Source organism: Nitrosomonas sp. TNE100 (assembly GCF_055387135.1).
The window spans coordinates 2,083,690-2,109,816 of sequence record NZ_AP040997.1; the positions used below are offsets into that span (position 1 = coordinate 2,083,690).

Consider the following 26,127-nt stretch of genomic DNA (forward strand, 5'->3'; position numbering starts at 1 on the left):
GATCACCCTTTACAAGCAGCACCCAGTAGTCTGGCCAGCTCTTTAGTCCTGGCCTCTCTCGAATTGGACAATATTTTATCCATTGGTGCAATCGGTGCCTTATCTTCTCTCAATAACGCAAGAAATCGCCGCAATCCGGTCATAATAGCTTCCTTCGAATCCAGCGGTGCAATCGTGTCGACCCCCATACTGCGAAGCTTTTCTGCCGTATCGCCCACCAGATCGGTCAATGCCAGAATGGGTCGTTGTGCACGCAGGTATTCGTATAGCTTGGCAGGAATTTGATTATTGCAATTCGCTGCTTGTAAAATCAGCAGCCCATCAACCGTCAGCATTTCAGCAAGCGCATCATTGTAGGAAATGGGAGGTGCGAGCGAAACGACAGCTCCGATTTCAAAATGATCAATCAGGGATTGCAGATACGCTTCGTGGTGTGAAGCACGCAGAATAATGTGCAAACTTTCAGCACCAATTACATGTTGCTTCAGCAAAGTAGCTAAAGCTTCAAATAAACAAGTTGGGTCACGCTCCGATGGATAAATAACTCCACTGTGTAGCAGAGTAATCCCGCCAGCTTTGGTAAGCTGATTCACAGAACGTGTGATAGCAGCAAAACTGGATTCATCATACCCATTTTCTATCAAATGAAATCGAGATGCCGGGACATGCGAAAACCGTGTTTGATAATCCCTCAATGTACCAGGTGTCGTAAAAACTGCGCTGGCGCACTGCGCGATCGTTTTATTTTCCACCCGTTCATAAGCACGATAGGTTAACGGATCGGGTGGATAATCCGGCTGTACCATCGGGTCCCTGAAATCAGCCACCCAGGGGATGCCTGTCAAACGATGTAAGGTTAGCCCTATCAAATGCGCTGTTGCAATGGGATAAGTTGACCAGATCACATCCGGCTTATATTTTTTGATCAGATACCACCCTGTAGGTACCGCACCCAGCCACCAGCTTATCCAGCGATCCGGCAGGGCCAGCAGCCGTGGATATCGCCCTTTCAGAGTCAAATGTCTTGCCGTATCCAGCGCAAAGGCGCGATAGACACGTACCTCCTGCGGAATGTCCGCCAGCTGACCAGAATCAGTTTGCTGGTAAGCTCGCGGTGAAGGAGTCAGAACAATCGGCTCCCAGCCATGGTCCGGCAAGTATCGTGCAAAACGCAATGTGCGCTGCATACCGCTACTGCCGTGCAAAGGTGGAAAGTGGTAAGCAATCATCAATACCCGCTTTACCATGACAATACGCGATTTCCAGTTTGTTCTGCTACTTGATCACGCCATTCGCGAGTGGAGAAAGTATGATTAGCACTGTCTATATGGAAAACTTCTGTTTGCCTTGTTTTCATAGCTTCCTGCCAATCCGCCGATGAATCAGCCAGATCCAGAAATTCACGTGCTGTCAGATCATTTCCACTGGTAATAATCAGTATTTTTCCTTGGAAACGTTTCAGGCCGTCCAGCATACGCTCCGGCAAAGGGGCTGTCAGGTCACATGATGCACCGGCACTATCTTCTGAAGCAGCCGATTTTTTACCACCTTGCAAACTATTCCTGCCAAATGCATATAAAGACCGGATGGAAGCCAGCGGATTGAATTTTCCACCAAGCAGTTTTTTCCAGAACTCCGGTTCAAACAGACGCTGCAGATAATAGTGCTTCAGATACGCCTTGGCGATACCCTGCTCTGTTCTGACCCATGGATTCAATAACACCAATCCGCTCACTCGCCGATCCTGATACGCATAGAACAAAGCAGCCGAGGCTGCGTCACACAACCCCCAAATCACGACATCCTCCAGAAAAGGGCACTCGCTGAAGAAAAAATCAGTAGCACTACGCAAGTCCTCACCAACATGCTCGAACGTCCTGATATCACCGTCACTATCACCCATCCCCCGGCAATCAAATCGCATAACGGAAATACCACGCTTTGCCAAATAGCGCGCAAGTAATACAAACTGTCGATGGCTACCGACACGATATTGCGGCCCGCCGACAACGATTAGCACACCACGCGCCACCGGTTGTTGCGGCACACTCATAATCCCATACAACCATTCATGCTCACAACGGAAGCGCAGTGCGCGCTCTTGAAAGCTCATGGCTGGACCCCGAAAGATGATTCAACCGCCTTGGTAGTCGCTGCCAGCAGCTCAGGGCACTCACTGATTTCCTGGGTTGCCCAGAACGGCAACCCAGGCATGAGCAGCACTTTTGGACAGATACCGGACTGACTCCATGTCTCCACGATCGAAGTACTCGCTGGAGAAAGCCCGCGCCCGGTATCAGGCGTAATTTCAAACCAATATACTTCACTATTTTTGACAACCAATTGCCCTAATTTCAATGCATCGATAGCAGCAGCCATAGCAGATGAGAGGGTATAGCCCGCTATTTCAAGTGCTTCACCCACTCCCAGTTTTTCACGAAAATCCTGAACATTTGTAGCCTTATCCGTATCATCCGACATAAGTTTACTCACCAGTTTCAAGCGCAAGAACTGAGTCAGAAATGATTTGCCATTGCCAACAGGCTGCCAGAGCACAAATTTCACTGGGTCATCTTCCGCTTCTTCATTTTTTGCATAATCCAATGCTAGCAAAGCTCCCAATCGCAGTCCCCAGAAATGAATCGATGCAAATCCTTGCTGCATCAACCATAGCCTGGCGTGTGCAATATCACCCTTCCAGATTTCCCATGTTGCATCCCCAAAATCTCCTTCACTGTCCCCACAGCCATACAAGTCGATCTGCAGTACACCAAACCCCATTGCTGCAAACACCTTGGCTTGTAAAGCAACCATGCGCCGGGATTTATTCATTTCCTCAGCAAACGGATGGATATAGATAAAAGCCTGGCTTAATGGCACCCCCTTGCCGGGCGGATGGTAAAGGCAGAAACGTTTTCCTGGCGAAGCATCCAGAAAGAAAGGTTCGGCCGGTTGATTATTCATGCAAATTCAGTGCGACAATTTATGCTCAACAAAAAGTGCCAAGCTACCGAGCGTTTCAAAAGTCTGCGCACTGATTTCATCGTCATCCACCGAAAAATCAAAGTACTCTTCCAGTGCAGTAATCACGTTGACTACTGCCATCGAATCCAGCTCGGGGATATTACCGAGCAGCACAGAATCAGCTGTCAGCGCGTGTTTTCTTTCCCCAAGATTCAATACATCACCCAAAATATTTCTGACTGCTTCAAGATGCTGCATAATTACTCCACAAAAGACCATTACTCGATATCAGCGGCATTTTAAGTCAGTTTCTTAAAATATGCCGGATTGATCGCTCCCACAGCCCTGCTGTAAAACTATTTATTTAATATTGAGCCGCTGAATCGGATGGTGTTACAGTTGATGACAAACGATTCTCAAAGCCTAATCATACCAACCACATCATGAACTGGTCAGAACTGTATTGGCAACGTATCACTCCGCTACATCTCCTTTTGTGGCCAGTCAGCTTGCTATTTGTCCTGTTTCAGTCTATCCGGCGCCATCTATATCGGCGTGCGATATTAACCTCGGTTCACCTTCCTGTGCCGGTGATTATTGTTGACAGCATCACTGCCACAAGCCCGGTTAAAACACCACTCATCATCCAGATAGTCAATATGCTGAGAGCAAGTGGATTACGGCCTGGGATCATTGGCCACGGCTACACCGATAACTATCACTCGCCAATGAGCGTGACCATTGATAGTCCTCTGCAGCTCGCTGGTAAGAAATCACTGTTACTCGCCTATTATTTGCGTGAAACCTGCCCTGTATGGATCGGCCATGATCGGATCGAAGTGGCAAAAGCGCTGCTGGAAACACATAAGGAATGTAACGTACTAATATGTAATGATGGCCTGCAGGATCTTCGTCTGCAGCGTGACTTTGAGGTCGTTATTGTTGATACCAGTGTTATCAATTCCGGGAATGGTCTGATCATGCCTGCCGGGCCACTGCGAGACAGCTTTGCTCGCTTAAAGCATTCGAATGTCGTCGTGCAGGCAGGCCATCAAAGACAAATTCCAGATATCGGGGAAGAAATCCGAACGTTTTATATCACACCGCTGAAAGAGCATTTTTTCAACCTGTCACGGCCTGAATTAACGGCCAGTGCAGCAGAGCTTGCAAACAAACGTATTCATGCGGTTACCTGTGATCCGGATATACAAAATTTTCTGGATAACCTCAAATTTCTAAGATTGACGGTCACCCCTTACATCTTTTCTGAAGATCATCATTTTGTTGCAGAGGATTTTCCGTTTGATGAAGCTGAAATCATTCTGATACCGGAAGAAGATGCAGTAAAATGCTTTAATCTGCACGACGAGCGCATCTGGGTTTTACAACAGGAATATCGTGTTGACCTCGGGTTACGCACAATCATACTTAAGAAGCTGAGAGAAAAATTCATGGATCCAAAACTTCTGGACATTTTAGCTTGTCCACTATGCAAAGGCCCTCTTATCTACAAAAAAGATCGACTGGAGCTAATCTGCAAGGCGGATCGGTTAGCTTATCCCATTCGGGACGGCATTCCCGTTATGCTGGAGGACGAAGCAAGAAGACTGCCTGATGAAGAAGAAATCAAGTAGACGACAGACTTTCCGCGGACGGAACCTACTCCTGCTATTTTCCCGACAACAGAAACTAAACTACCACTTGCTCAAAGCAGGCTGGTTGGCGCAGCTTGGATGCAGACGACTTTAGTCGCCTATATCCGCACCAAGCTAAATACGCATAAATCAATATATTTAAGGTGGAAGTCCCCATCTAAAGATGGGGGCTGTAAAGTTATGCCCAGGCACTAGATTGTGGAACGTAGCTTCGCGTGGCTGGGGGGGAAAACCGGCGACTGCGGAAAAACTGTGAGCAATTACCCAATACCAGCTTACAGTTCATTCACTTGGCATTTCTGGCAATCCTGCCAAAAAGACTTTGAATGGGTTCTTATGATAAAGCGCTGTATGAACTGAGGTATCTCGTCGAAAAAGCTTTCCTTCATCTCAAAAGGTGGCATGGGATTGCCACAAAATATGCTAAAAATACTTCTTTTTTTCTCGCAGCTGTGCAAATCAGATGTATTGCTCTTTGGGTAAATATCTTCTGATTACACTATCTCTCGCGCAATACTTTCTTAATCGCTAACAGATATTTGTCAATCACAATCCGCTCATCAAATTCCTGTTCCATTTTTTTTCTGCCCCGCAACCCCATGGCTGTACGCTCAGCATGAGATAAAGCAACTATTTTAGAGATTTTATTAGCAAGATCCGCTGCATCTCGCGGCTGGCATAAATAACCATTGATGCCATCATCCACGACATCACGGCAACCAACAGAATCTGTTGTCACAAGCGGTCGCGCCATTGCAGCCGCTTCCAGCAAGGTGCGTGGAACACCCTCACGGTAGGAGGGCAGGACAACACAATCAGCCAGCGCAATTTCTTCCGCCACGTTATCACTCGCCCCCAAATAACGGATGACACCTTCCTCCATCCACTCATCCATCTGCGAACGGGAAATAGCAGCCGGATTCTGTACATCCAGAAAGCCCACCAGACAAAATTCCGCATTCAATCCCTGTCCCTTCAGTACGCGTGCTGCCTCAACAAACTCTCCTACGCCCTTGTCCCACAGCATGCGCGCAATCAACAGAAAACGTAAGGTTTTTTTATTGGGTAAGGATATGGGTACAAAGTGGTCGAGATCGATCCCAGAACCTGGTAGACGATCAGTAATCGCATCAGATACCAATTTTCCTGAAACAAACAGCGCCCTGTCCTCATCGTTTTGGAAAAATATCTTTACCGAACGCGATAACGCCAGACGATATAATCCCCGTACCAGTCGGGTCAACCAGCCCTCCCGGATGAATACCGACCCCAGACCGGCGATATTGTTGATGACCGGAACAGCCGACAAGTGCGCAGCCAGCGAACCATAAATGTTCGGCTTGACCGTATACCCCAGATAAGCAGCTGGCCTTTCCTTGTGCATTAGCCGCAGAAAACGCCAGAACAGCAACAAATCCCGCCCAGGATGCGTACCCTTATTATCCATCGACAAAGGTACATAACGACAACCCAATTCTGCCAGACGTGGTGCATAATTATCCGGTGGTGCAACTGCCACCACCTCATACCCCGCAGCAACCATGGCACGAATGAGACCAGCACGGAAATTCACCAGATTCCACGCAGTATTGAGTGTAATAATGATTTTTTTGTTCAATGCGATTGTATTTCCTGCGCTATACCTGATACCGGTAAAATTTTCATTCCAGAACCACATTCTTCCACGTGAGGTGGTAGCTCTCGACCATGCGCTCCAGACTAAAATGAGCTTCTACCTGCTGCCGGGCAGCAGCACAGCGCGCCTGCCAGGCAACCTCATCCTGCATGGCTATATGCGCCTGCAACAAGGCATCAGCTAGTGCTTCCGGATCTTTTGGCGGCACGACCCAGCCAGTCTCACCAACTATTACCGCTGCATCCCCAACATCCGTCACCACTGCGGGTGTGCCGCAGGCCATGGCTTCCGCTACTACATTGGGAAACGCTTCACTGGAACTGGAAAGAACATGCACATCTAGCGCGTTCATTACATCAGGTATATCCACGCGTTGCCCCAGCAGTTTCACTTTTTCAGTTAGGTCCAGTTCCGACAACCAAGCAGTCAGTTGCGTATTGTTCTGGTCCAATCCACGCCCCACCAGTACACAACAAAAATCTACCTCTCGGTATTTAATTGTTGCCAATGCATCCAGTAGGTTTTTATGATCTTTCAGTGGATCAAACCGCCCTACCATACCAATCAGCCAGCGATTCTCTGTATCCAACTCTACACGCAGTTGCGTACGAGAAACCGCATCAATATTGAAACGAACCAGATCGTAACCATTGGGAATCACCTGCAACTTGTTTGCCGCATAGCCTAGATCACGATGTACTTCCAGTGCCTCCTGCGCGCAACAGACGATAACTGATGGCACCCAGGAGCTAATGCGGGCACACAATCCAGCCACCCGGATGGTAGAACGCCTGGATTTTTCAACATCCAAAGTAGAATGGTGAATACCCCAGCACACCTGCCTTATTCCGGCCAGACGGGCAACCACACCACCGATTAGATCGGCATGGTACATCCACGTTTGCACCACTTGTGGGCGGGCCTGACGCAGCAACTGCCATAGTCGCCACAGCCCACCAGGCGTAACTCGGCCACGCGGCATATACAAACAAGACACTGACACTCCAGCTTTGCGCAGTAAAGGCCCATATTTACCTTCATCCATCAAGGAAATGACATGGTGCTTCTCAGTGTTATCATTGGTACATAAACGGTACAGGACAGCCTCGGCACCGCCATCGTTGAGGCCGGAGATAACGTGAAAGATATGGCTCATCTAATACCTAGCCTTAATATCAGCATTAAACTCTTGTAGAACAATATCGATAACATTAACAACAAAACAGGAAAAACAGAGGCAATAAAATTAGATGGATTTGCATAAAAAATAGAAATAAAGCCGATTTTTATAGCAGCATAGGCCAAAAAAATACAGCACAACGAATCAGATTTTATGGCATCAAAAAAAGCCTGCAATAATTTTATAAATCCACCAAATACTACGCTCGTTATAAAAACTCCAAAAACATGTGCCTGCATAAGCCCCAGTGTTATTAAATCAACGGGAATTGTCCCGGTTACACCGTAATCTCCTTTCTTTGCACCTGAAATAACCAAGGTATTTATCTGTTCCACACCTTCCATCAAACCTGTAGTCCAAGAAGAGGGAAGCAGATATAATGGTGAGTATAGTAAATCGGTAAAACCCCGATATAAATAATCTCCTTGTTCCAACTGAGAAAAAAAACCTACAAAAGGGAAAGAAATTTCTTTCACCACATAGTACGAAAAATTATCAGCTCCCTTTATTTCAAAGATATTACTGATGATATACAACAGATATAAAGCAGCTAGGCTGCCAACCGCTCCACCAATTACAACTATTCTGGCTGAAAAACGCTTAAGATAAATAAAAGCCAGCAAAAACACACACAAATACACAACGAAACCAGCTCTGCCAGACCACGAATACAGTATATAAACCGAAAATAGAAATGCCAGCCAAAATCCCAAGAAATTAAAAAGTGTCTTATTACCATCTCTTCTTGCAGCCCAAAAAATATAGGATGAAAAAAGTGCTAGATGACCGAAAGGCTGCAAAAAACTCCAAGGATTATTTATCTCAAAAATTCCCGACCTGATAGCCCTGGAATATTCAAGATAAGAAAAAAAACCTCCAAAAGCACTGACATACAGATATCTCAACACAAAAGCAGCAATAAGCATAAACCACGCTATAAACACCAGCTCCCTGTAGCTGAGAAAGAAAATACGCGACGCTATTCCGGTGACCAAAGAAGTAATTGGCACGCTCCACCCCAGAAATATGCCAAAAATCGCAAATAAAACAGATAGGTTATAGAGTACCCAAGAGCCTTTATCATGGGCTATCCTTTCTGCCCCAAGAAAATCAGCTCCGGATATGGCAGCATGCACGACAGTGACCCACCCCAACCCATATACCAGTCCTGTTGCCAATAACGACCAGGATATCAGGGGAGGGTATTCCTTTCTCTGTGTACACACAACGGCCAGTGCCAGCGAAACAAAAAAAATCAGAATACCTGCAACACTTGTTATAACAATCATTCAATAGTAAAAAATTATTGCGACTGACTTTCTTTTCGATCTAATTAACGTAACCTCTACAAGACTATCCTGGCATCAACAACCTTAAATAGGCATTAACCGCATTCCCAACATTAAAGAACATTGCACGTTCCGCACTATTAACCATGCCGGGCGTTTGCAGATTTTCTGATATCGCTTTCGCCAATGCGTTCACATCCCCCACCGGTACCAGCTTTCCCCATTTCCCTCCTTCCAGGATTTCATCCGGCCCACTCGGGCAGTCAGTACTCACTACTGCAGCACCACAAGCCATTGCCTGAATCAGCACATTCGGCAGCCCCTCCCACCTGGAAGACAACACAAACAACCGTACACGACTCATCCATGCAAAGGGATTTTCAGCAAAACCTGGAAACTGGATACTATCCCGTATCCCAAGAGATGTTGCCAGCATCTCCAGCTCCACCCGTAACTCACCTTCTCCCAGGATCACAAGGCGACAGTCGTGCGCAGCGTGTACCTGGGCAAAAGCACGAATCAAGGTAGCAAAATCTTTTTGCGGTGTGAGCCTCCCCACACCCAGAATAACAGGTGGTTTGCCCTCTCCCAACCACGGATGATCCAATGGCATCCTGGATTTTTTGAGCAACTCTGGTGTTACCACGGGGTTGAAAACCACAGATATCCGATCACGTGGCAAGTTGATGGCTTTTGCCAGATCATCCGCCACGCCTCCGGAGACTGCCGTCACACCATCTGCTCTGCGATAGGCCCACCGCATCATGTGAAATACTACGCGCGAGCGCAAATTCTTTAAGGAGCTGCCAGATAATGAAATGTTGTTACGTTCACTTACTACCAAACGGACAGGTATCCCAGCCAGCATCCGCGCCACAACAGCAATCACATTCGCATGGTTAAGGGCAGATAACATTGCCTGGGGTCGCTCCCGGCGCAGGTATCGCACCAGAGCAGGCAGGCTAGTCAGTACCCGATTGGATTGCAAGTCTACTACACGCACTCTGGGTGAAACTTCAGCAAGATAAGGACCCTCAGCACAGGCCAGCACAAGATCCACCTTCAGCCCTTTATCAGCAAAACCATTGGCCAGTGTAACCATAGCCCGTTCAGCACCACCACCACGCAGAGACGGGAGATATATGGCAATATGCATTAGTTCCTCTCTACTGAAGACATGATCAAATCATCAATCATGAAATCTTCCAGATAGAAACTTCCCCCTACCCACGTCATGTCGTTTTTCCAATAGCCAGGACATGGTAGATAACCGTGAGATGCGAATGCATAGCTCATCTCTACAACCAGTGGCTTGCTTTCAAGAAAAACAAAATCCAGAGCAAGGGACTGCGACTCGGTTTTTTTTGCAAGATCAAATGTCAACCTGATACATTCTTCTGGGATCATTTCTGGGTCATACAGGATTTCTCCACTTCCGGATGCTCTAAAATCCCCTGTGCGCACCATCCTTTTGATGCCAAAAGCTCTTTCTCCTATAACTATCACACGAATATCGGAATCGTTATCTGGAATAAAATCTTGAAAATAGGCATAATTCTTTTGAATTGGCAGACGTTTAAGGATGGGATTCTTAATCAACGCACGAAAGACTCCCCTGGAGATATTGAAGAAAGAAATAAGAGTTTTATCTCTTCTAAACTGCCACCAACGCTCACTCAAAGCATTCCAACGCGAAACCGGTGAGAAACCGATTGAAAAAGCCTTGTTAATAAGATTTTCTGCCTTATTAATATCGTTTACCAGAATAACATTGGTACTTCCAGCTCCACTTCTCAGCTTGAAAACTTTCGGATATTCTGTTTTCCTGGCCCATTCCAGCGCCTTGGCCCGGTCGAGAAAAACATAACTCTTAACCATAGGAACACCTAAAGCTTCCAACAGGTATTTCTGCGTCACCTTATCATCAAAATGCCAGCAGGTTTCAAAGCTCGGAAAAACCTGAACTCCCATCGATTCCGCAGCTTTTATTAGCCCTGGTGCAATCAACATGTCTTCAGCATAGGTTTGGCTCCAGTTCCACATCAGGAATGAACAATCAGCCAGTTCTTCAATAATATCGGACGAATGACAATCAACTGTTTTGTATGGAATATTCTTTTGCCGACAATACACCATCCAACGATCACTAAAGCTCCCAGGGCGGTTATGTATGGCTATCTTTTTCATAGTAAATTTCCAAATCTAAAGAATGTTTGCAGTATATTTTCTATAAAAAAAGAATCCCCACGTTGCCATTATCACCCGCGCACCCACCAGCATGATCACTGCACCATAAATACCAAAGGTCGGAACGATACCCAGCCCTAATAAGAAGAACAGACCAGACGTCCATGTGGCAATCAGACGAACGTATTTATCTTTTCCCGCTAGCACCAAGCCATTATTGTGAAATGAAAGGATCATGAAATAGGCAAGAATCCCGCAGCTCATCAACTTGACGTAATAAGCAACCCCGATCCCCTTATCAGAAAACAAAATCGCCACAAGAAAATCAGAACAAATAAAGCAAAGTACGAACAGAAGAACGCCCGCTATCAACATTAACTTATGAAACTTTGGTATTACACTCCTGTTTCTTGCTAAATATGGAAAGAATGCGCTGGAAATTATGATTCCTGCGGAATTGAATACATCGATTATTTTTGCTGCTGCACTAAAAAATCCTACCGCTATTGGTCCTTCAAAAATCCCCAGTAGAAAAAAAGCAGAATTGTTATACAAATTTGGTGTCAGCTGGGTGACAAAAATATTTGCTCCCTCTCTATATGCATTTTTTACTTTTATTAGTGAGGGTACTTTATATGTAATCTTGTATCGACTCTCAATCCAGAGCACAGAAAAGACTGCACACCCCACCATGGCTACTGCATATAACATCGGAACCCGGTAGTAATCTGACTCGTCTCTGATAAATATAAAAATACCAGCCAACATCAAGAACTTTGATGTAATGCTGATAATGGCACTTTGTCGCATTTGCTCTACCCCCTGGAAGAACCAGAGAGGAAATAATGCTTGTGCAGAAACAAAGCAGAATGAGAATGCGTATAGCAAAAAGTGCTGATGAAAATCATTTATGAGTAGCACTATCGGAAAATAGATCAGTGCGCTTGCTACAACGAGCAACAGGATGGCGGTGATAGTCTCGCTATAAATACTAGAAATCTCTTCAGGATTATCACGATTTTGTGCAATTTTTCTAACCGCTGTTATCGAGAATCCATACTGCATCACTGCTGAAAAATACAAAGCGAAAGACAAGGCATAATTGATCAGGCCGAAACCTTCTATCCCCAACACACGAACCAAATATGGCAGGGTAATCAATGGCACCAGATAATCCAGACCCCGCACCGCCGCAAGCGATAACAGATTACTCAGTACTCTGCGAAAATCATTTTTTTTTCTGGAGGTAGCAGCCAAAGAAATAGATCGGGATCAGTTCAGTGAATTATCAGCTCGGTACAATACCAAATATACTTGTTACATCCCTTTTGTTTTAGCACTGCATCATATCTGTTTTATATTTTAAACACTATAATGCACGTATTGGATGATCAAAAGCAGAAACTAGACAAAATTCATCCCCTTATTTAATACAGAAATCAGCCTTGTTCCGCGATATATTGATTGTTTGCACAGGAAATATATGCAGAAGCCCCATGGCAGAGGGAATTCTGCAGCATGCACTGCCCTTGGCAGGAAAAACAGATCATTCAGTCAGCTCTGCTGGATTGGGAGCATTGACAGGTCATGAAGCAGATCCCATAGCTTGTCAGTTAATGGCACAAAAAGGCATGGATATTTCTGCTCACCGCGCCCGACAGCTTGCTGACAGCATGATTCACAAAGCTGATCTCATCCTGGTAATGGAAACATGGCAGAAAACAGCAATCGAAACACGCACACCCAGCGCAAAAGGAAAAGTGTTTCGCTTGGGCGAATGGAAAAAAATTGATATTGATGACCCCTACCAGAAAGATAAATCAGTATTCATACATTCAATAATGCTCATTGAGCAGGCTGTGGATCAATGGGTAACAAAATTGTAAAAATCTGCCAGAGAAATATTTCTTGACAGAAAACCATCAGCTTCATTCAATTATGAATTTACAGCGTACAAGAGCATCCCTTGTTCTCTTGGTATTATTCGAACTTGCTGCCTGCTCCATTATTCCCGGACAGCACATGAGTCCGTTTTCCCGGCAGTCCAGCACAGAAATGCCTACCCGGGAAAATGACGAAGCCATTTTAAAGAAACTCAATATTCAGACAATTGATGCCGAGCTGATCATTAAGTTAGAAAAAAATTATAAAAACTTCAGCCTCGCTCCTGATAACGTTGCCAACCATTATTTTGATTACCGTATCGGCGCCAAAACGATCAAAGGTATTCCTATAGAAGATGAACCCTATACACAATACCGTGTAGGGCCACGGGACATTCTCAATATTACCGTCTGGGATCATCCTGAACTTACTATCCCGGCGGGCGAATTTCGTTCTGCCGAATCTGCAGGAAATGTTGTTGGCGAAGATGGTACATTCTTTTATCCCTACGTGGGTGTCGTACAGGCGGCTGGAAGAACAGTAGAGGAAATCCGCGAAGAACTGACCAGGAAGCTATCAAAGTACATCGAGTTCGTTCAGCTTGATGTACGGGTAGCCGCCTACCGCAGCCAGCGGGTTTATGTGGTAGGCGAGGTGGCCAACCCTGGCGTTCAACTGGTGAAAGATATACCTCTGACTGTCCTGGAAGCGATTAACAATGCAGGAGGAGCAAGCCAGGAAGCAGATTTACGTAATATCATCCTGACTCGGAATGACAAAACCTACAGTATCAATCTGCTCAGCCTCTATGAAGGCGGCGATATTACGCAGAATGTGTTACTCCAGCATGGAGATGTATTGAATGTACCGGATAGTGCGTTAAACAAGGTTTTCGTACTGGGTGAAACCAATTACTTTGTCGCAGGGGGAGCTACCGGGCGATCGCGCAGTTTGGTAATGAATAAAGCACGTATGACACTTACTGAAGCATTAAGTGAAGCAGGTGGCTTTGATCAAACTACTTCAGACCCAGCCAGAATTTTTGTTTTCCGTGGCGGGCTGGGCAAGCCGGAGATCTACCATCTGGACGCCAAATCACCTGATGCATTACTGCTTGCAGATCGCTTTCCGCTACAACCACGTGATGTCATCTATGTTGATCGCGCCGAGGGGATACGCTGGAACCAGATCATCGGACAAATTCAGCCGACAATTAATTTGCTGAATTCATTTGATGGCTCGCTGAGAATTCAACCCTTTCTGAGACACTAGTTACGTGGATATATGCCACACATTACTGCGACAGGATAGTCATACCCGAATACATGACTCATTCATTACCTGACATGCCATCTGATCAAAACAGTGACGAAATCGATCTGGGAGAACTGCTGGATATTCTGGCAGACAACAAGCAACTGATTTTTATCATCACCTTTATCACCTGCATGATCGGTGCTGCCATATCACTTTTAAGCTTGCCGATCTATAAGGCGGACAGCTTGTTACAGGTCAGAGAAAATACACAATCCATGGTTGAACAACTGGATTCATTATCAACATTCTTTGAAACCAAAACGCCGGTTCAAGCTGAAATTGAATTGATCAAGTCCAGAATGATCCTGGGAAAAACAATTAGGAACTTGAGTCTGGATATTATTGCAACACCCAGGTTTTTTCCGTTCATAGGCGCTGCTGCAGCCAGATGGTTTCAACGCTTCCACGAGAGCGGCACCCTATCCAATCCACCATCTGAATGGCTATCACATTATGCCTGGGGAGGCGAGGTCATTCAGGTAGATACGCTTGAAATACCCGACAATTGGAAAAATGAAGAAATTATTTTGCAATCACTCGGCGAAAACCGCTTCGAGCTTATTTATCAGAATAAAGTCATTCTTGAGGGGGAAGTCGGCAAATTAGCTGCCAAGCAGCCAGAAGGCTCTCTGCACCCAATCAAGCTATTTGTTACTCATCTGAAAGCGCGTCCCAACACTCATTTCACTCTGATACGCCGCTCCCAAGGAGAAGCAATCCGACAACTAAAGGAAACTCTCTCGATTGCAGAAATTGGCAAGGGAACCGGCATTCTTCAATTAACCATCGAATCAGACAACCGAGCGAAAGCTGTTCAAATTGTTAACGAAATTGCCAATACCTATCTTCAGCAGAATGTCGAACAAAAATCAGCAGAATCCCAAAAAACCCTTGAATTCCTGGAAAAACAGCTGCCCGCTCTCAAGGAACAACTTGAAACCACTACCAACGCCCTTAACGATTACAGAATTCGCGAAGGTTCAATTAATCTCGATCTTGAAACCCAGAATATACTGACAGGTACGGTCGAGCTAAATACCCAGATTACACTTCTGCAACAAAAACGGGATGAACTGAGACAGAGATTTACGGAATCTCATCCTAATGTCGTTGCAATTGACAAGCAGATCAGCAGACTGCAGACGCAAATCCATGCACTTGACAAAAAAATAGGCAAACTGCCGGAAACCCAGCAAATCATTCTCAGATTATCTCGGGATGTGGAAGTCAATGCCGAGCTCTACACCACCTTGTTGAATCACGCCCAGACGATACGAGTAGCCAAAGCAGGTACGGTGGGTAATGTAAGAATTGTTGATTACGCTATACCGCCCGATCTACCGATCAAACCCAAAAAAACCCTGATCATGGGTATTGCGCTCATGGCAGGATTAATGTTGGGAGTTATATTCGCCTTTATTCGCCGATCACTCAGCCGCGGGGTAGAAAATCCTGACATCATTGAAAAATCCCTGAATATTCCAGTTTATGCCACGGTTCAGCGCAGTAGACACCAGAAGCTGATCGAGAAAAAACTAAAAGGCAAACCTGTAGCAGGCAATCATCCTCCAATCATCCTGGCACTGGAAAACAGAGAAGATCTTGCCATAGAGAGCCTGCGCAGTTTGCGAACAACCTTACACTTTGCATTTCTGGAGGCGCGTAACAACATCCTCATGATCACCGGCCCGAGTCCAGAAGCCGGAAAGACATTCATTTCGATGAATCTTGCTGCCGTCATGGCAGATGCCGGCAAAAATATTTTGTTGATCGATGGAGATCTGCGCAGGGGTGATATCAACAAATCCATGCGCACAGGAAGAGAGAAAGGCCTGTCCGAATTAATCAGTCAATCGATCGATCTGAAGGATGCGATCAGATCTGTGCCCCAGGCAAATTTCCACTTCATTCCAACCGGAGCAATACCGCCTAACCCATCCGAGCTATTACTACACGAGCGATTCGAGCAAATTCTGGAAACTGTCAACAAGCAGTATGATTTGATCATCATCGATTCACCTCCCATCCTGGCCGCTACCGACGCGGCCATTATCGGTCGTCTGGCAAGCGTGACATTGATGGTGGTTAGGGCTGGAACCCATCCGATGCGTGAGCTCGAACAAAGTGTAAAGAAACTTGTACTGGCAGGCGTAAATCTGAAGGGTGTAATATTCAATGGCATTCCCGAAATTTCATCACGCCACAGATATACACAGTATAGCTACCAATATGATTATCGCAGCAAGAAATGACAGAATTCGATCTCCCGAAGCAGCTCGCACTATTTATCATCAGCACGATACTGGCTGGCCTTACCATCCGACTGGCAATTCCGCTGGCACATATCAGCGGCATTCTGGATCGCCCAGGAGAGCATAAACAACACAAACATCTCACACCGTTTGTGGGGGGCACAGGAATCTTTGTTTCTCTTCTCGCTGCCCTTCCTCTCCTTGGCTACCTCTATCCGGAACAATCCGTGAAATGGCTAGGACTAGGGATCAGCTCCAGCATCATCTTTATCATGGGCCTGATCGATGACATTATTTATCTTCATTTCAAAACACGCCTGGTCATACAAGCCCTATCAGCATTAATTATCGTACTGGTAAGTGAAGTGATATTGATTGATATTGGCAACTTACCACTTGGCGAGATACTCGCACTACCTGGCATTGCAGCAACCTTCACCATTTTTGCCATCATTGGAAGCATCAATGCTTTCAACATGATAGATGGAATTGATGGTTTATCTGGATCCGTGTCACTAACAAGCTTGCTGCTGCTGGGCATAGTTGCTCTCACTACCGGCCATCAATCCAGTCTCATTATTATCATTGCACTCATCGGTGGCGTTGTGGGGTTCCTATTTTTCAACTTACGTCGCCCTCTACAACCCCGTGCCAAAGTATTTCTGGGCGATAACGGCAGTATGCTGCTGGGACTTCTGATTACCTGGCTTCTGATAGACCTCTCGCAAGGCAACAGCCGTGCCATGACGCCGGTAACGGCCCTCTGGCTATTTGCTGTTCCTCTGATGGATACTATCAGTATCATGTTGCGCCGGATTTGGCAGCACAAGTCGCCATTCAAACCCGACCGCAACCATTTTCACCATATCCTTCTCGATGCTGGGTATCGTGTTAACGACGCAGTATTTACCATTACTTCTGTGCAACTACTGTTTGGCCTGACAGGGTTGGCCGGCCTGTATCTGGGTATCCACGAACAGGTAATGCTTCTGGCTTTCCTGGTACTTTTTTTCGGGTATTTCTATCTGACACTTCACCCATGGCATCTGATTACCGCTTTACGCTATTTGCATACTTTCCGGGGCCTGATCCCGACCGAAAGTCGTGGCTTTTTCCTGGGTAGCTACACAGCAGAGGAAGCTAAAAATATAGTCCATATGATTTCGCAAGAATTACGGCCCAGCCTGGATTCATTGATACATGTAATCAAAAATAAAACCTCTGCCAACGACACAGAAAAATATGCAGTAATTGTCAACATACGATTGCTGGATACGGATACCAAAACGATGAAAAATGAAATTGGAAGCTTCATTGCATCGGCACAAAAACATATAAATGAACGCTGCCATATTCAGTTGCGCCCTTTTATAGAACGAAACCCGCAGAATGATCGAAGAAAATTATCTGAGCGCGATAATTCTTATGGAGGAAGACGTTTGGCTGACTCGCGAAAAGATAATCAGAAATTATTAATATTCGAAGCAATATATGACCAGGACTCAATCGCCGAACAAAATTCCACCGACAATCAGCCTAATAAAGAAAATTCATAATCTGCGTACTTCCTTGCAGACATAGCGCCAAACCTGATCAGGTTTCCTTCGCAGCAAGCAGCACGAGATTTATGCAGGCTCTTCTGATCCATAATCCACCACATCTGCCATCACCTTGCCAATATCCACTGTCACCACCCGCGAAACGCCCTGTTCGCGCATGGTGACACCGATCAGTTGCTGCGCCATCTGCATGGCGATCTTGTTATGGCTGATGAAGAGGAATTGAGTTTCATCGGACATACGCCTGACCAGCTCGCAAAAACGCCCCGCGTTGCTGTCGTCCAGCGGGGCATCCACTTCATCTAGCAGGCAGAATGGTGCAGGATTCAGTTTGAACAGCGCAAACACCAGCGCCAACGCCGTCAAGGCTTTTTCACCACCAGAAAGCAGTTGAATGGAGCTGTTGCGCTTGCCCGGCGGATGCGCATTCAGCTGCACGCCCGCATCCAGAATATCTTCACCGCTCAGCACCAGTTCCGCAGACCCTCCCCCAAAAATGGAAGCAAACAATTCGCCAAGATTGTGGTTGACCTGATTAAAGGTCTCCTCCAAACGCTGCCGAGTTTCATGGTCTATCTGCCGAATCGCCTGCTCCAGTGTGTCAATGGCCTCCCGTAAATCCAGCGATTGTTCTTCAAGATGCATCCGGCGTGATTTCAATGCGTCCAGCTCCTGCAACGCTGCCAGATTAACCGGACCGAGGGCAGCGATCTCCCCACCCAGTCGATTGATGTGCGTTTGCAACCTAGCCGGCGATTCATTTATGGATTGCTGCAACATTTCCGACGTAATTTCACTGGATTCTGCCAGCTTGCCTGCAAACTGGGCTTCAGTTATCCCCGCTTCCTGCTCACGCAGTCGCGCTTGCCCCACCGCCTCGCCGCACTTATGCAGCTGTTGCTCAGCCTGCATTCGGGCCTGTTCCGTCTCCCGTAATGTATTGTTTGTATTTTCCAGCTCATATCGAACTGCCATCAGCGCCTGTTCGTGCTGATGGCGTTGTATCTGCCAATGCGCCGCATCTGCTGCCAACGACGATTCATCCAGATCAGCGCGGATATGCTGCAACTTTTGCATGTTTTCAGTTAGCACAACCTTGTTCCGGATAATCATGTCGATACGCTGCTCGCAATCGGCCACCTTGCTCTGGCAGTTCTGCTCGCTGAAAGCAGCTTCACGCAATTTGTCCAATAAACGCTGTACCAGTGACCGCTGCGATACCAGCGCCTGCCCGGATAGCTGACTGGTGGATTCCGCCTGACTTGCTTGCGCTTCCAACACTACTCTTTCTGCTTCACAGGCAGTCAGCTCCATTTCTACCTGATGCTTTTGGGATAATTCTTCCTCAATCTGTACTGCCAAGTCAGCCAACTCAGTTTCAAGTTGGGTCTGCTGTTGCGCCACGCGCTCAATTTTCTGCATCAGCTGCACAATCTGTATCTGCCGACTGTGTTGTTGTGTTCTGGTTGCCTCGATCGCCTTGCGGGTTTGTACGATCTCGGCCACAATATGCTGATAATTCTGCTCCACCTCGGCCAGCGTCTGCTGTTTGGATAAAACAGAGTGTTCGATTTGCTCACATTCCTCGCTGATCTGCGCAATTTCGCGCTGGCGTTGCAGGATACCGTGTACTGCCGAATCCGGTGCGAAATAACTCACTCCGTGCCCGGTAATACTGTGCCCTTCCGCTGTTACCAACATCTCGCCAGCTGCCAGCTGTTTCCTGATTGCCAAGCCAGATTCCAGGTCGTCAATTACAAATATGCCATGCAGCCAGTTCTCCAACACTGCTTGTACAGCCGGACTATGACAATTCAGCAATATACTGAGTGGTTTCCAGGTTGACCGATCCGGCCTTATTAGATTGTGGCTACCGGCTGACTGATCCGGTTCTACCAGTTCGCATACCGACCATTTTGCTGATGGCCGTTTTCCTTGGCCAACCTCCCAATCCAGCACCTGCTCCAGCCGATCTACAGCCACTGCCTGGATACGCTCGCGCAGCACCGCTTCCAGCGCCGTTTCCCAACCGGATTCAACTGAAATCTGTAACCACAGCCTTGGCAGTACATCCAGCTGGTTCCTGGTCATCCACGCATTCAATTCCTGGTTATCTTCGATCTGGTTTTGCAGACGCTGCAAAACATCACGGCGGGCATTGGCCTGGGCAAGGTCACGTTGTAACGATTGGATAACTTGTCGAATAGCATCACGTTCCTGTTGCATGCTATGTATTTGTGTTTCCTGTTCACCAAGCAAACATTGGCGCTGCTCCAACAGGGCAGCCAACTCTGCAGATTCCATCTGCAATTCATCCAGTTGCACCGGATCAATCTCCGGCTGGCTCAACTGCTCTCCCAGCAAACGCTCATGGCGCATTATCAACTGCTGCAATGTTTTTTCGGCATACGCCTGCTGGTTCTGCTGCAATTTTTCATTCTGTCTGGCCAATGCCAGTTTTTCCCGCAATCCGGTCAGCTGTACCTGATCTGATTGCGCGGCCGATTCTATTTGTGGCAACTCTCCGGCTTCTCGTGCATGTTCTTCTCTGCAGGAAAGATGATCATCCTCAGCCTGTGTCAGCTTGTTCTGCCAGGACATCAGGCTTTCATTCGCTTTATCCAGTTGCTGCTCATGGTTTTGCAATTGCAGCTCTGCCTCGGCAATTTGACGATCGAGTTGCTCTCTGTTTATACGAATATGTTGGATACTTTGTTCGATGCGTGCAATTTCGCCTTCAGCAGCATACAGTGCTCCCTGGGCCTGATGCTGACGATCATTCACGATCCGGTGATGTACGCGCAGCTCATCCTGTTTCTCAGCTGTTTCCTGCAAACTGGAGCGGATAATTTCCATTTCCTGCGTCAGGCGTTCAATCTCTTCCTGCGCCGCATGCCGAGATTCCGTTGCCTGCTGCTTGCGCAGGGTCCAGAACGCCTGTTGTGCAGCAGCCAATTGCTTATGTAAATCCTGGTAACGTGTCGCATATTCGGCTTGTGTCTCAAGATGCTGCTGTTGCTTGTCCAGTTCCTGCAACACATCGTCTACGCGCTGGAGGTTGCCGCGTGCATCCGTCAGACGCAATCCGGTTTCATGGCGCTTTTCATGGTAACGAGTGATACCGGCCGCCTCTTCAAGAAACGCGCGCAATTCCAGCGGCCTGGCTTCGATAATACGGGAGATCATCCCCTGTTCAATAATGGCGTAGCCCCGCCCGCTAACGCCCGTCCCCAGAAACATATCGGTAATATCTCGCCGGCGTACACGGATATTATTAATGTAATAGGAGGATTCACCATCGCGCTGGAGCACACGTCGGATAGCGATCTCGTTGTAGGCTTTCCACTGGCCTGCTGCCTTGCCTGCGCCGTTATCGAAGACCAACTCCACACTAGCGCGCCCAACCGGTTTGCGCGTAACCGATCCACTGAAAATCACATCCTGCAATGATTCTCCTCGCAATGCCGAAGCACGCGATTCACCCAATACCCAGCGTACAGCATCAATGACATTGGATTTGCCGCAGCCATTCGGCCCGACGATCCCGACCAGGTTTCCCGGTACAGGTACGACTGTAGGATCAACAAATGTTTTAAAACCAGCTAGTTTTATTTCGGTCAGGCGCAATTTGGAAGGCAAGAGGTTATAATTTCAGGTTGCCTGGTTATTTTAAATGATTTACCTGTCATAAAGAAGAACCGAAAATCGGGAGAACTGAGGAAACTATGACCACACAGCCTTCAAAGCAACTGGAAACCTTTGAAAACCCTATTCAGACACGCGATTACCGGATTCACATGGAAATACCGGAGTTTACCTGCTTGTGCCCAAAAACCGGGCAACCAGATTTTGCGCGACTAACGCTGGATTACATTCCGGATAAAAAATGTATCGAACTCAAGAGTCTCAAGCTCTATATCTGGTCGTATCGCAATGAGGGTACTTTTCATGAAGCAGTCACCAACCAGATTCTGGATGATCTGGTTATTGCCATGAAACCCCGCTTTATTCGGCTGACCTCAAAATTTTACGTCCGTGGCGGAATTTTTACCAATGTCGTTGCAGAACATCGCAAGAAAGGCTGGCACCCTCAGCCTCCGGTATTTCTGGAATCCTTCGATGAACAGTTCAATACCCGTAGCTAATCGCTTTCTTTCATACAACTCGTCAATCTCTCTCGGGAAATAGCCATAATGGATTCGTATCGCGAAGAACATGATGCAATGGGTACGGTGCAAGTACCTGTCAACGCACTTTGGGGCGCACAGACCCAGCGATCACTCACCAATTTCACCATTTCCGGAGAACGCATGCCACCAGCACTGATTCATGCGCTGGCAGTGGTCAAACGCGCAGCTGCCAGTGTCAATCAGGAGCTGGGATTGCTGGAGGAAAACATCGCTCGGGCAATCATCGCCGCTGCTGATGAAGTGCTGGCAGGCAAGCATGCCAACGAGTTTCCACTGGTCATCTGGCAAACCGGTTCCGGTACGCAAACCAACATGAACATGAACGAGGTGCTAGCCAACCGTGCCTCGGAAATTCTGGGTGGTACGCGCGGCAAAGATCGCAAGGTGCACCCCAATGATCATGTCAACCGAGGACAATCTTCCAATGATGTGTTTCCCACTGCCATGCACGTTGCTGCAGTAGGAGCCATCCGCAGCCGACTGATTCCTGCACTGGAAGCATTGCATAATACATTAGCATCCAAGGCAACCGAGTTCTCAGATATTGTCAAGATTGGCCGCACCCATTTGCAGGATGCCACCCCATTGACGCTGGGGCAGGAATTTTCAGGTTATGTATCACAGCTCGACCACGGTCTTGCTCATCTTGAATCCGCCCTGCCACACTTGCTTGAACTGGCGTTGGGCGGAACTGCCGTGGGAACAGGTCTTAATACCCATCCGGAATTTGCGCAGCGCGTCGCAGCAGAAATTGCACACCTCACCGGCTATCCTTTTATCACTGCCCCTAATAAATTCGAAGCGCTGGCCGCACATGATGCATTCGTTCATGCGCATGGCGTGCTAAAAACGCTAGCCGCTGCGCTAATCAAGATCGCTAATGATATCCGCTGGCTGGCATCTGGCCCGCGTTGTGGCATCGGCGAGATTTTTATCCCGGAGAATGAACCTGGTAGTTCGATTATGCCCGGCAAAATCAACCCCACTCAGGCAGAGGCCGTGGTCATGCTGGCGTGCCAGGTCATGGGCAATGATGTTGCGATCAACCTCGGTGGTGCCATGGGAAATTTTGAACTCAACGCTATGAAACCGCTGATTATCCATAATTTTCTGCAAAGCGCACGCCTGCTGGCAGATGGCATAAAAAGCTTCAATACGCATTGCGCCGCGGGCATTACCGCCAATACAACACGTATTCAGCAACATTTACAAAATTCACTGATGCTGGTTACTGTGCTTAATCCCTACATCGGCTACGACAAGGCATCCGAAATTGCTAAAAAAGCCCATCATGAGGCACTAACGTTGAAAGAAGCGGCAATCAAGCTCGGCTATGTCACCGCAGAACAATTTGATGCGTGGGTTGATCCACAAAAAATGGTGGGAAATAAAAGAAGTCTATAAAACGGAGGAAGTACCACCTACTCTACCGATCAGATAATAACCCGGCTTAATAGCTGAAAAAAATTAGGCATCCTGAATTCTTGAAATTCAGGATGCCTAATATGGTGCACTAAGTGCTATAAAATTAGTATTTACCGCCAAGTCCACCAAACCAGATTGTTGCACCAATCGCAATAAAAGCTACCAAAGCGATTAAAATTACTTTCCATGCTTGTTCATTTTTTTCTGCTTCTCTCTGGCTTACTGCTACATCACTGTATCCCATGGCCTTATCCTCCTAATTAAATTAAATACTTTTATCTCTTCTCAGATAAACTCCCATTTGCTCGGGAAACTGATGATGACTTTATTAGTTCAGACACCCGGCACTGCTCACCTTATGTGCCTACTATTACTTCTGTAAATCCATAAAGCTGAAAAAGATTCTAACCCAGTTTTTTTGACAATGGAAGTAAAAGTGGAGGCTCGGCTAAGGAATCTCTGCACGAATCCTTTAGTAAAATTTGTTATTCATCTTTTTTCTATTGTCATCCTCATGCAGCCAGATGAGTTTCAGTGATCTTGAACAAGCCAACAAGAAGAAGGTCACGCGACGAGAGCAATTCTTTGCACAGCATGCCCGGATCAGAGTAGTTGTAGACAATTTGGGCAATATGCACGCACAACATACTTTTCAGTGGCAGTGGTTGCTCGCCACGACACCCACTTGTTGAGTAGTACAGTTCGATCAGAGCAACAAGCCCTGACCAAGGAAGCAAACGCTCATGGAAGATACACTTTATGAGATTGCCAGCCTGCGCCAGCTCCGCCGTTCGGAACCGACGGCGATGTACGCGTCCCACACGAACGCGGCACTGCGCAAGGCGGAGGTCAATCCCATCCTGGTGAACCTGTTGATGCACTACGCCTTCGGCACGTGGATGCAGCGCACCAACCCCAACTGTCCGTTCGCCTGCTACGCAGATGACGCGGCGATTCACTACCGTAGCTGGAAGCAGGCAAAATATGTAATGTGATCCATCACATCACGGTTGACGGACTGTGGGTTGACGATGCATTCTGAGAAATCAAAGGTCGTTTACTGCAAGGGCAACAACCGCGCCGAACAGCATCCGCATATGAGCTTCGCCTTCCTGGGCTTCACGTTCAAACCGAGGAAGGCTCACAGCAAGTAAGACCAACTCTTCACGAGCTTCACTGCCGGGAGCCAGTGACGATGCCGATGCCTTGCAGCAAATGCGCCAGAGCGGTGCACCCGCTCTGGCGACTCAACCGCCAGACACACGTGACGCTGTGGCCGACGTGGCTCGGCTCTACAACCCCGTGATACAGGGGCTAAACTACCTCGAGTTTCTCATGCGAAGCGACTAATGTATATGATTGGCCCAATCCAGGGCATCAAGCTCTGCTTTTGCCAAGCTGGTTTGATCCAGAAATTCAAGCTCAGCCATAATGCTCTCTACTTGTTTCATATCCCCTTTTTCTCTGGCTTCAATCAGTCTCAATTTGCAGCCAAGTCGTCCTTCACGATGCAACAGCGCACGAATAACTTCATCTGGCATTTCCAGTTTATTCACTATCTGTTGAATATCCATACTAAACAATGTATCCAGTAAAGACATTATTCCAGTCATGAAAGCTCGATCTTGGTAATTCTTATCATGCGGGCGATCAATGGTAGCAATCAGCTCCATCAACCTTCCGCGAATGGCAGCTGTTTGCATCAATGCATTGTTATTGGTTAATTTTCCGGCAGGATCAGCAGCATAGAGCAGTAACTGAATCCATCTTTGTAAAGGACGATAACCCATCACTATCAAAGCCTGTCGGATAGAGCCGATTTTATGAGGTAATGCTGCTGCCACAGAATTAACCACACGTAAAAGACTATAGCTCAGGCCTGGTTTGTGCTTGAATAACCGCTCAATCTCATCAATCTCGGCACCGTGCATCACTAACGACAATAAACGCAACAGAAATAATCTGCTGGATTTGATCTTGCTACCTGAAACAATGATAGGTTTGGCAAAAAAGTAGCCCTGGAACATCTCAAATCCCAAATCCATACATATCCTCGCCCGCTCCGGACTATTCACCTTCTCTGCCAGCAGGATAACCGGCCATGCTTTCAGTTTCTGGATCAATTGACTAATTTCTGCATCTGTCAATGCTAATACATCGACCTTAATTACATTGGCAAACGGGAGCAATGCTTCGGTTCTATCATCAATACAAGTCACGTCATCCAACGCAAGGTGGTACCCCATCCGTTTCAATTCGGCGCAACGCTGTACCACTTCAGGGGTCGCCGGGATAGTCTCCAGCAGCTCCAGAACTACATGTTTACTGGGTAACAACAAAACCACATCATCCAGAAGCAATCCATGATCGATATTGATAAACCCGCGCAGATTACCAAGAACCTGCTGGATACCCAGGTAACCGTATGCGTTCACCACCACGTTGGCCGAGGCATGAAAACCATCTGAAACTTCTGCCTGGTTAATATCCATTGCTGTCCGAAACAGGAGCTCATAAGCGATCAACTTCTGATTGCGATCCAGAATTGGTTGCTTGCCCAAAAAAGCATTTTCCATTAAATATCTGCTA

Annotated in this window: 22 protein-coding genes and 3 pseudogenes; 12 read left to right on the forward strand and 13 right to left on the reverse strand. The window is 47.0% G+C overall.

The features are described 5' to 3' along the window. Positions 1-2 precede the first annotated feature (2 nt). The 4 genes from ACZ5EJ_RS09945 to ACZ5EJ_RS09960 are packed head-to-tail and all read right to left on the reverse strand — an operon-like array spanning position 3 to position 3,222. The gene (locus tag ACZ5EJ_RS09945; RefSeq protein ID WP_464557014.1) at positions 3-1,247 is read right to left on the reverse strand and encodes a glycosyltransferase; all 1,245 of its coding nucleotides are present in this window, start codon (positions 1,245-1,247) and stop codon (positions 3-5) included. Next, positions 1,241-2,113: a hydrolase 1, exosortase A system-associated gene (locus ACZ5EJ_RS09950; RefSeq protein WP_464557015.1), complete on the reverse strand. Its 873-nt coding sequence runs from the start codon at positions 2,111-2,113 to the stop codon at positions 1,241-1,243. The genes ACZ5EJ_RS09945 and ACZ5EJ_RS09950 overlap by 7 nt, the downstream gene beginning before the upstream one ends. After that, complete coding sequence (locus ACZ5EJ_RS09955; RefSeq protein ID WP_464557016.1) at positions 2,110-2,964, reverse strand: hydrolase 2, exosortase A system-associated; 855 nt, start codon at positions 2,962-2,964, stop codon at positions 2,110-2,112. Before ACZ5EJ_RS09955 ends, ACZ5EJ_RS09950 begins: the two co-directional genes overlap by 4 nt. 6 nt (positions 2,965-2,970) lie before the next feature. After that, entirely contained in the window at positions 2,971-3,222 is a 252-nt protein-coding gene (locus ACZ5EJ_RS09960; RefSeq protein ID WP_464557018.1) for an acyl carrier protein, read from the reverse strand. Between the two features lie 185 nt (positions 3,223-3,407). On the opposite strand from ACZ5EJ_RS09960, the pseudogene lpxK reads away from it, so the two are divergent. The 4 genes and pseudogenes from lpxK to ACZ5EJ_RS09980 form a co-directional block, all read left to right on the forward strand. After that, positions 3,408-4,391: pseudogene (lpxK, locus tag ACZ5EJ_RS09965) on the forward strand (tetraacyldisaccharide 4'-kinase); the annotation flags it as partial. A gap of 24 nt (positions 4,392-4,415) precedes the next feature. After that, a complete protein-coding gene (locus ACZ5EJ_RS09970; protein WP_240142258.1) occupies positions 4,416-4,598 on the forward strand; it encodes a Trm112 family protein in 183 nt (60 codons plus the stop codon). 216 nt (positions 4,599-4,814) lie between these two features. Next, positions 4,815-4,945: pseudogene (locus ACZ5EJ_RS09975) on the forward strand (transposase); the annotation flags it as partial. A gap of 9 nt (positions 4,946-4,954) precedes the next feature. Then, positions 4,955-5,113: pseudogene (locus tag ACZ5EJ_RS09980) on the forward strand (IS5/IS1182 family transposase); the annotation flags it as partial. A gap of 5 nt (positions 5,114-5,118) precedes the next feature. Here ACZ5EJ_RS09980 and ACZ5EJ_RS09985 read toward each other — a convergent pair. The 6 genes from ACZ5EJ_RS09985 to ACZ5EJ_RS10010 all read right to left on the reverse strand — a co-directional run bounded on the left by ACZ5EJ_RS09985 (position 5,119) and on the right by ACZ5EJ_RS10010 (position 12,168). Next, positions 5,119-6,237 (reverse strand): glycosyltransferase family 4 protein, encoded by a 1,119-nt coding sequence (locus tag ACZ5EJ_RS09985; protein WP_464557019.1) that lies wholly within the window; start codon positions 6,235-6,237, stop codon positions 5,119-5,121. A 43-nt stretch (positions 6,238-6,280) separates the two neighbouring features. Further along, positions 6,281-7,411, reverse strand: coding sequence for a glycosyltransferase family 4 protein (locus ACZ5EJ_RS09990; RefSeq protein ID WP_464557020.1), 1,131 nt, complete (start codon positions 7,409-7,411; stop codon positions 6,281-6,283). Further along, complete coding sequence (locus tag ACZ5EJ_RS09995) at positions 7,408-8,571, reverse strand: hypothetical protein (RefSeq protein ID WP_464557021.1); 1,164 nt, start codon at positions 8,569-8,571, stop codon at positions 7,408-7,410. Before ACZ5EJ_RS09995 ends, ACZ5EJ_RS09990 begins: the two co-directional genes overlap by 4 nt. A 217-nt stretch (positions 8,572-8,788) precedes the next feature. Continuing rightward, positions 8,789-9,880, reverse strand: a complete 1,092-nt coding sequence (locus ACZ5EJ_RS10000; RefSeq protein WP_074455908.1) for a glycosyltransferase — start codon at positions 9,878-9,880, stop codon at positions 8,789-8,791. Continuing rightward, positions 9,880-10,911 carry an ATP-grasp domain-containing protein gene (locus tag ACZ5EJ_RS10005; RefSeq protein ID WP_074455909.1) on the reverse strand — a complete coding sequence of 344 codons (1,032 nt, stop codon included), beginning with the start codon at positions 10,909-10,911 and terminating at the stop codon, positions 9,880-9,882. Before ACZ5EJ_RS10005 ends, ACZ5EJ_RS10000 begins: the two co-directional genes overlap by 1 nt. A gap of 15 nt (positions 10,912-10,926) precedes the next feature. Further along, positions 10,927-12,168, reverse strand: coding sequence for an oligosaccharide flippase family protein (locus ACZ5EJ_RS10010; protein ID WP_074455910.1), 1,242 nt, complete (start codon positions 12,166-12,168; stop codon positions 10,927-10,929). Between the two features lie 203 nt (positions 12,169-12,371). Here ACZ5EJ_RS10010 and ACZ5EJ_RS10015 point away from each other — a divergent pair, with 203 nt between their 5' ends. The 4 genes from ACZ5EJ_RS10015 to ACZ5EJ_RS10030 all read left to right on the forward strand — a co-directional run bounded on the left by ACZ5EJ_RS10015 (position 12,372) and on the right by ACZ5EJ_RS10030 (position 17,920). Next, a complete protein-coding gene (locus tag ACZ5EJ_RS10015; RefSeq protein WP_256201564.1) occupies positions 12,372-12,797 on the forward strand; it encodes a low molecular weight protein-tyrosine-phosphatase in 426 nt (141 codons plus the stop codon). A gap of 52 nt (positions 12,798-12,849) precedes the next feature. Continuing rightward, on the forward strand, positions 12,850-14,067 hold the full coding sequence (locus ACZ5EJ_RS10020; protein WP_011635138.1) for a polysaccharide export protein: 1,218 nt from the start codon (positions 12,850-12,852) through the stop codon (positions 14,065-14,067). 74 nt (positions 14,068-14,141) lie between these two features. Next, positions 14,142-16,364, forward strand: coding sequence for a polysaccharide biosynthesis tyrosine autokinase (locus tag ACZ5EJ_RS10025; RefSeq protein ID WP_256328306.1), 2,223 nt, complete (start codon positions 14,142-14,144; stop codon positions 16,362-16,364). Next, the gene (locus tag ACZ5EJ_RS10030; protein ID WP_074455912.1) at positions 16,361-17,920 is read left to right on the forward strand and encodes an MraY family glycosyltransferase; all 1,560 of its coding nucleotides are present in this window, start codon (positions 16,361-16,363) and stop codon (positions 17,918-17,920) included. Before ACZ5EJ_RS10025 ends, ACZ5EJ_RS10030 begins: the two co-directional genes overlap by 4 nt. A 69-nt stretch (positions 17,921-17,989) precedes the next feature. Here ACZ5EJ_RS10030 and smc read toward each other — a convergent pair whose 3' ends face one another. Further along, complete coding sequence (smc, locus tag ACZ5EJ_RS10035; protein WP_083331338.1) at positions 17,990-21,562, reverse strand: chromosome segregation protein SMC; 3,573 nt, start codon at positions 21,560-21,562, stop codon at positions 17,990-17,992. 86 nt (positions 21,563-21,648) lie between these two features. Between smc and queF the strand changes: the two genes are divergently transcribed. Both queF and fumC read left to right on the forward strand, forming a co-directional pair. Further along, positions 21,649-22,068 carry a preQ(1) synthase gene (gene queF, locus ACZ5EJ_RS10040; protein ID WP_011635142.1) on the forward strand — a complete coding sequence of 140 codons (420 nt, stop codon included), beginning with the start codon at positions 21,649-21,651 and terminating at the stop codon, positions 22,066-22,068. A gap of 48 nt (positions 22,069-22,116) precedes the next feature. Continuing rightward, positions 22,117-23,517 (forward strand): class II fumarate hydratase, encoded by a 1,401-nt coding sequence (gene fumC / locus ACZ5EJ_RS10045; protein ID WP_011635143.1) that lies wholly within the window; start codon positions 22,117-22,119, stop codon positions 23,515-23,517. Between the two features lie 124 nt (positions 23,518-23,641). Here fumC and ACZ5EJ_RS10050 read toward each other — a convergent pair whose 3' ends face one another. After that, on the reverse strand, positions 23,642-23,782 hold the full coding sequence (locus ACZ5EJ_RS10050; protein ID WP_160803500.1) for a hypothetical protein: 141 nt from the start codon (positions 23,780-23,782) through the stop codon (positions 23,642-23,644). 280 nt (positions 23,783-24,062) lie between these two features. Here ACZ5EJ_RS10050 and ACZ5EJ_RS10055 point away from each other — a divergent pair, with 280 nt between their 5' ends. Then, positions 24,063-24,230, forward strand: a complete 168-nt coding sequence (locus ACZ5EJ_RS10055) for a hypothetical protein (RefSeq protein ID WP_160803501.1) — start codon at positions 24,063-24,065, stop codon at positions 24,228-24,230. 51 nt (positions 24,231-24,281) lie between these two features. Continuing rightward, positions 24,282-24,533 (forward strand): RNA-dependent RNA polymerase family protein, encoded by a 252-nt coding sequence (locus tag ACZ5EJ_RS10060; protein WP_218117880.1) that lies wholly within the window; start codon positions 24,282-24,284, stop codon positions 24,531-24,533. 351 nt (positions 24,534-24,884) lie between these two features. Here the strand turns inward: ACZ5EJ_RS10060 and ACZ5EJ_RS10065 are convergent, their stop codons facing one another. Beyond that, positions 24,885-26,114, reverse strand: a complete 1,230-nt coding sequence (locus ACZ5EJ_RS10065; RefSeq protein WP_074455914.1) for an EAL and HDOD domain-containing protein — start codon at positions 26,112-26,114, stop codon at positions 24,885-24,887. Positions 26,115-26,127 lie beyond the last annotated feature (13 nt).

Excerpts from the sequence above, each read along its gene's own strand:
- ACZ5EJ_RS09990 (WP_464557020.1), bottom strand. The coding sequence starts at position 7,411 with ATGAGCCATATCTTTCACGTTATCTCCGGCCTCAACGATGGCGGTGCC.
- ACZ5EJ_RS09960 (WP_464557018.1), bottom strand. The coding sequence starts at position 3,222 with ATGCAGCATCTTGAAGCAGTCAGAAATATTTTGGGTGATGTATTGAAT.
- ACZ5EJ_RS10060 (WP_218117880.1), top strand. The coding sequence starts at position 24,282 with ATGGAAGATACACTTTATGAGATTGCCAGCCTGCGCCAGCTCCGCCGT.
- ACZ5EJ_RS10030 (WP_074455912.1), top strand. The coding sequence starts at position 16,361 with ATGACAGAATTCGATCTCCCGAAGCAGCTCGCACTATTTATCATCAGC.
- ACZ5EJ_RS10000 (WP_074455908.1), bottom strand. The coding sequence starts at position 9,880 with ATGCATATTGCCATATATCTCCCGTCTCTGCGTGGTGGTGGTGCTGAA.
- ACZ5EJ_RS10050 (WP_160803500.1), bottom strand. The coding sequence starts at position 23,782 with ATGGGATACAGTGATGTAGCAGTAAGCCAGAGAGAAGCAGAAAAAAAT.
- ACZ5EJ_RS10020 (WP_011635138.1), top strand. The coding sequence starts at position 12,850 with ATGAATTTACAGCGTACAAGAGCATCCCTTGTTCTCTTGGTATTATTC.
- ACZ5EJ_RS09950 (WP_464557015.1), bottom strand. The coding sequence starts at position 2,113 with ATGAGCTTTCAAGAGCGCGCACTGCGCTTCCGTTGTGAGCATGAATGG.
- ACZ5EJ_RS10065 (WP_074455914.1), bottom strand. The coding sequence starts at position 26,114 with ATGGAAAATGCTTTTTTGGGCAAGCAACCAATTCTGGATCGCAATCAG.
- ACZ5EJ_RS10055 (WP_160803501.1), top strand. The coding sequence starts at position 24,063 with ATGAGTTTCAGTGATCTTGAACAAGCCAACAAGAAGAAGGTCACGCGA.
- ACZ5EJ_RS10025 (WP_256328306.1), top strand. The coding sequence starts at position 14,142 with ATGCCATCTGATCAAAACAGTGACGAAATCGATCTGGGAGAACTGCTG.
- ACZ5EJ_RS10005 (WP_074455909.1), bottom strand. The coding sequence starts at position 10,911 with ATGAAAAAGATAGCCATACATAACCGCCCTGGGAGCTTTAGTGATCGT.
- ACZ5EJ_RS09955 (WP_464557016.1), bottom strand. The coding sequence starts at position 2,964 with ATGAATAATCAACCGGCCGAACCTTTCTTTCTGGATGCTTCGCCAGGA.
- queF (WP_011635142.1), top strand. The coding sequence starts at position 21,649 with ATGACCACACAGCCTTCAAAGCAACTGGAAACCTTTGAAAACCCTATT.
- fumC (WP_011635143.1), top strand. The coding sequence starts at position 22,117 with ATGGATTCGTATCGCGAAGAACATGATGCAATGGGTACGGTGCAAGTA.
- ACZ5EJ_RS09970 (WP_240142258.1), top strand. The coding sequence starts at position 4,416 with ATGGATCCAAAACTTCTGGACATTTTAGCTTGTCCACTATGCAAAGGC.
- ACZ5EJ_RS09945 (WP_464557014.1), bottom strand. The coding sequence starts at position 1,247 with ATGGTAAAGCGGGTATTGATGATTGCTTACCACTTTCCACCTTTGCAC.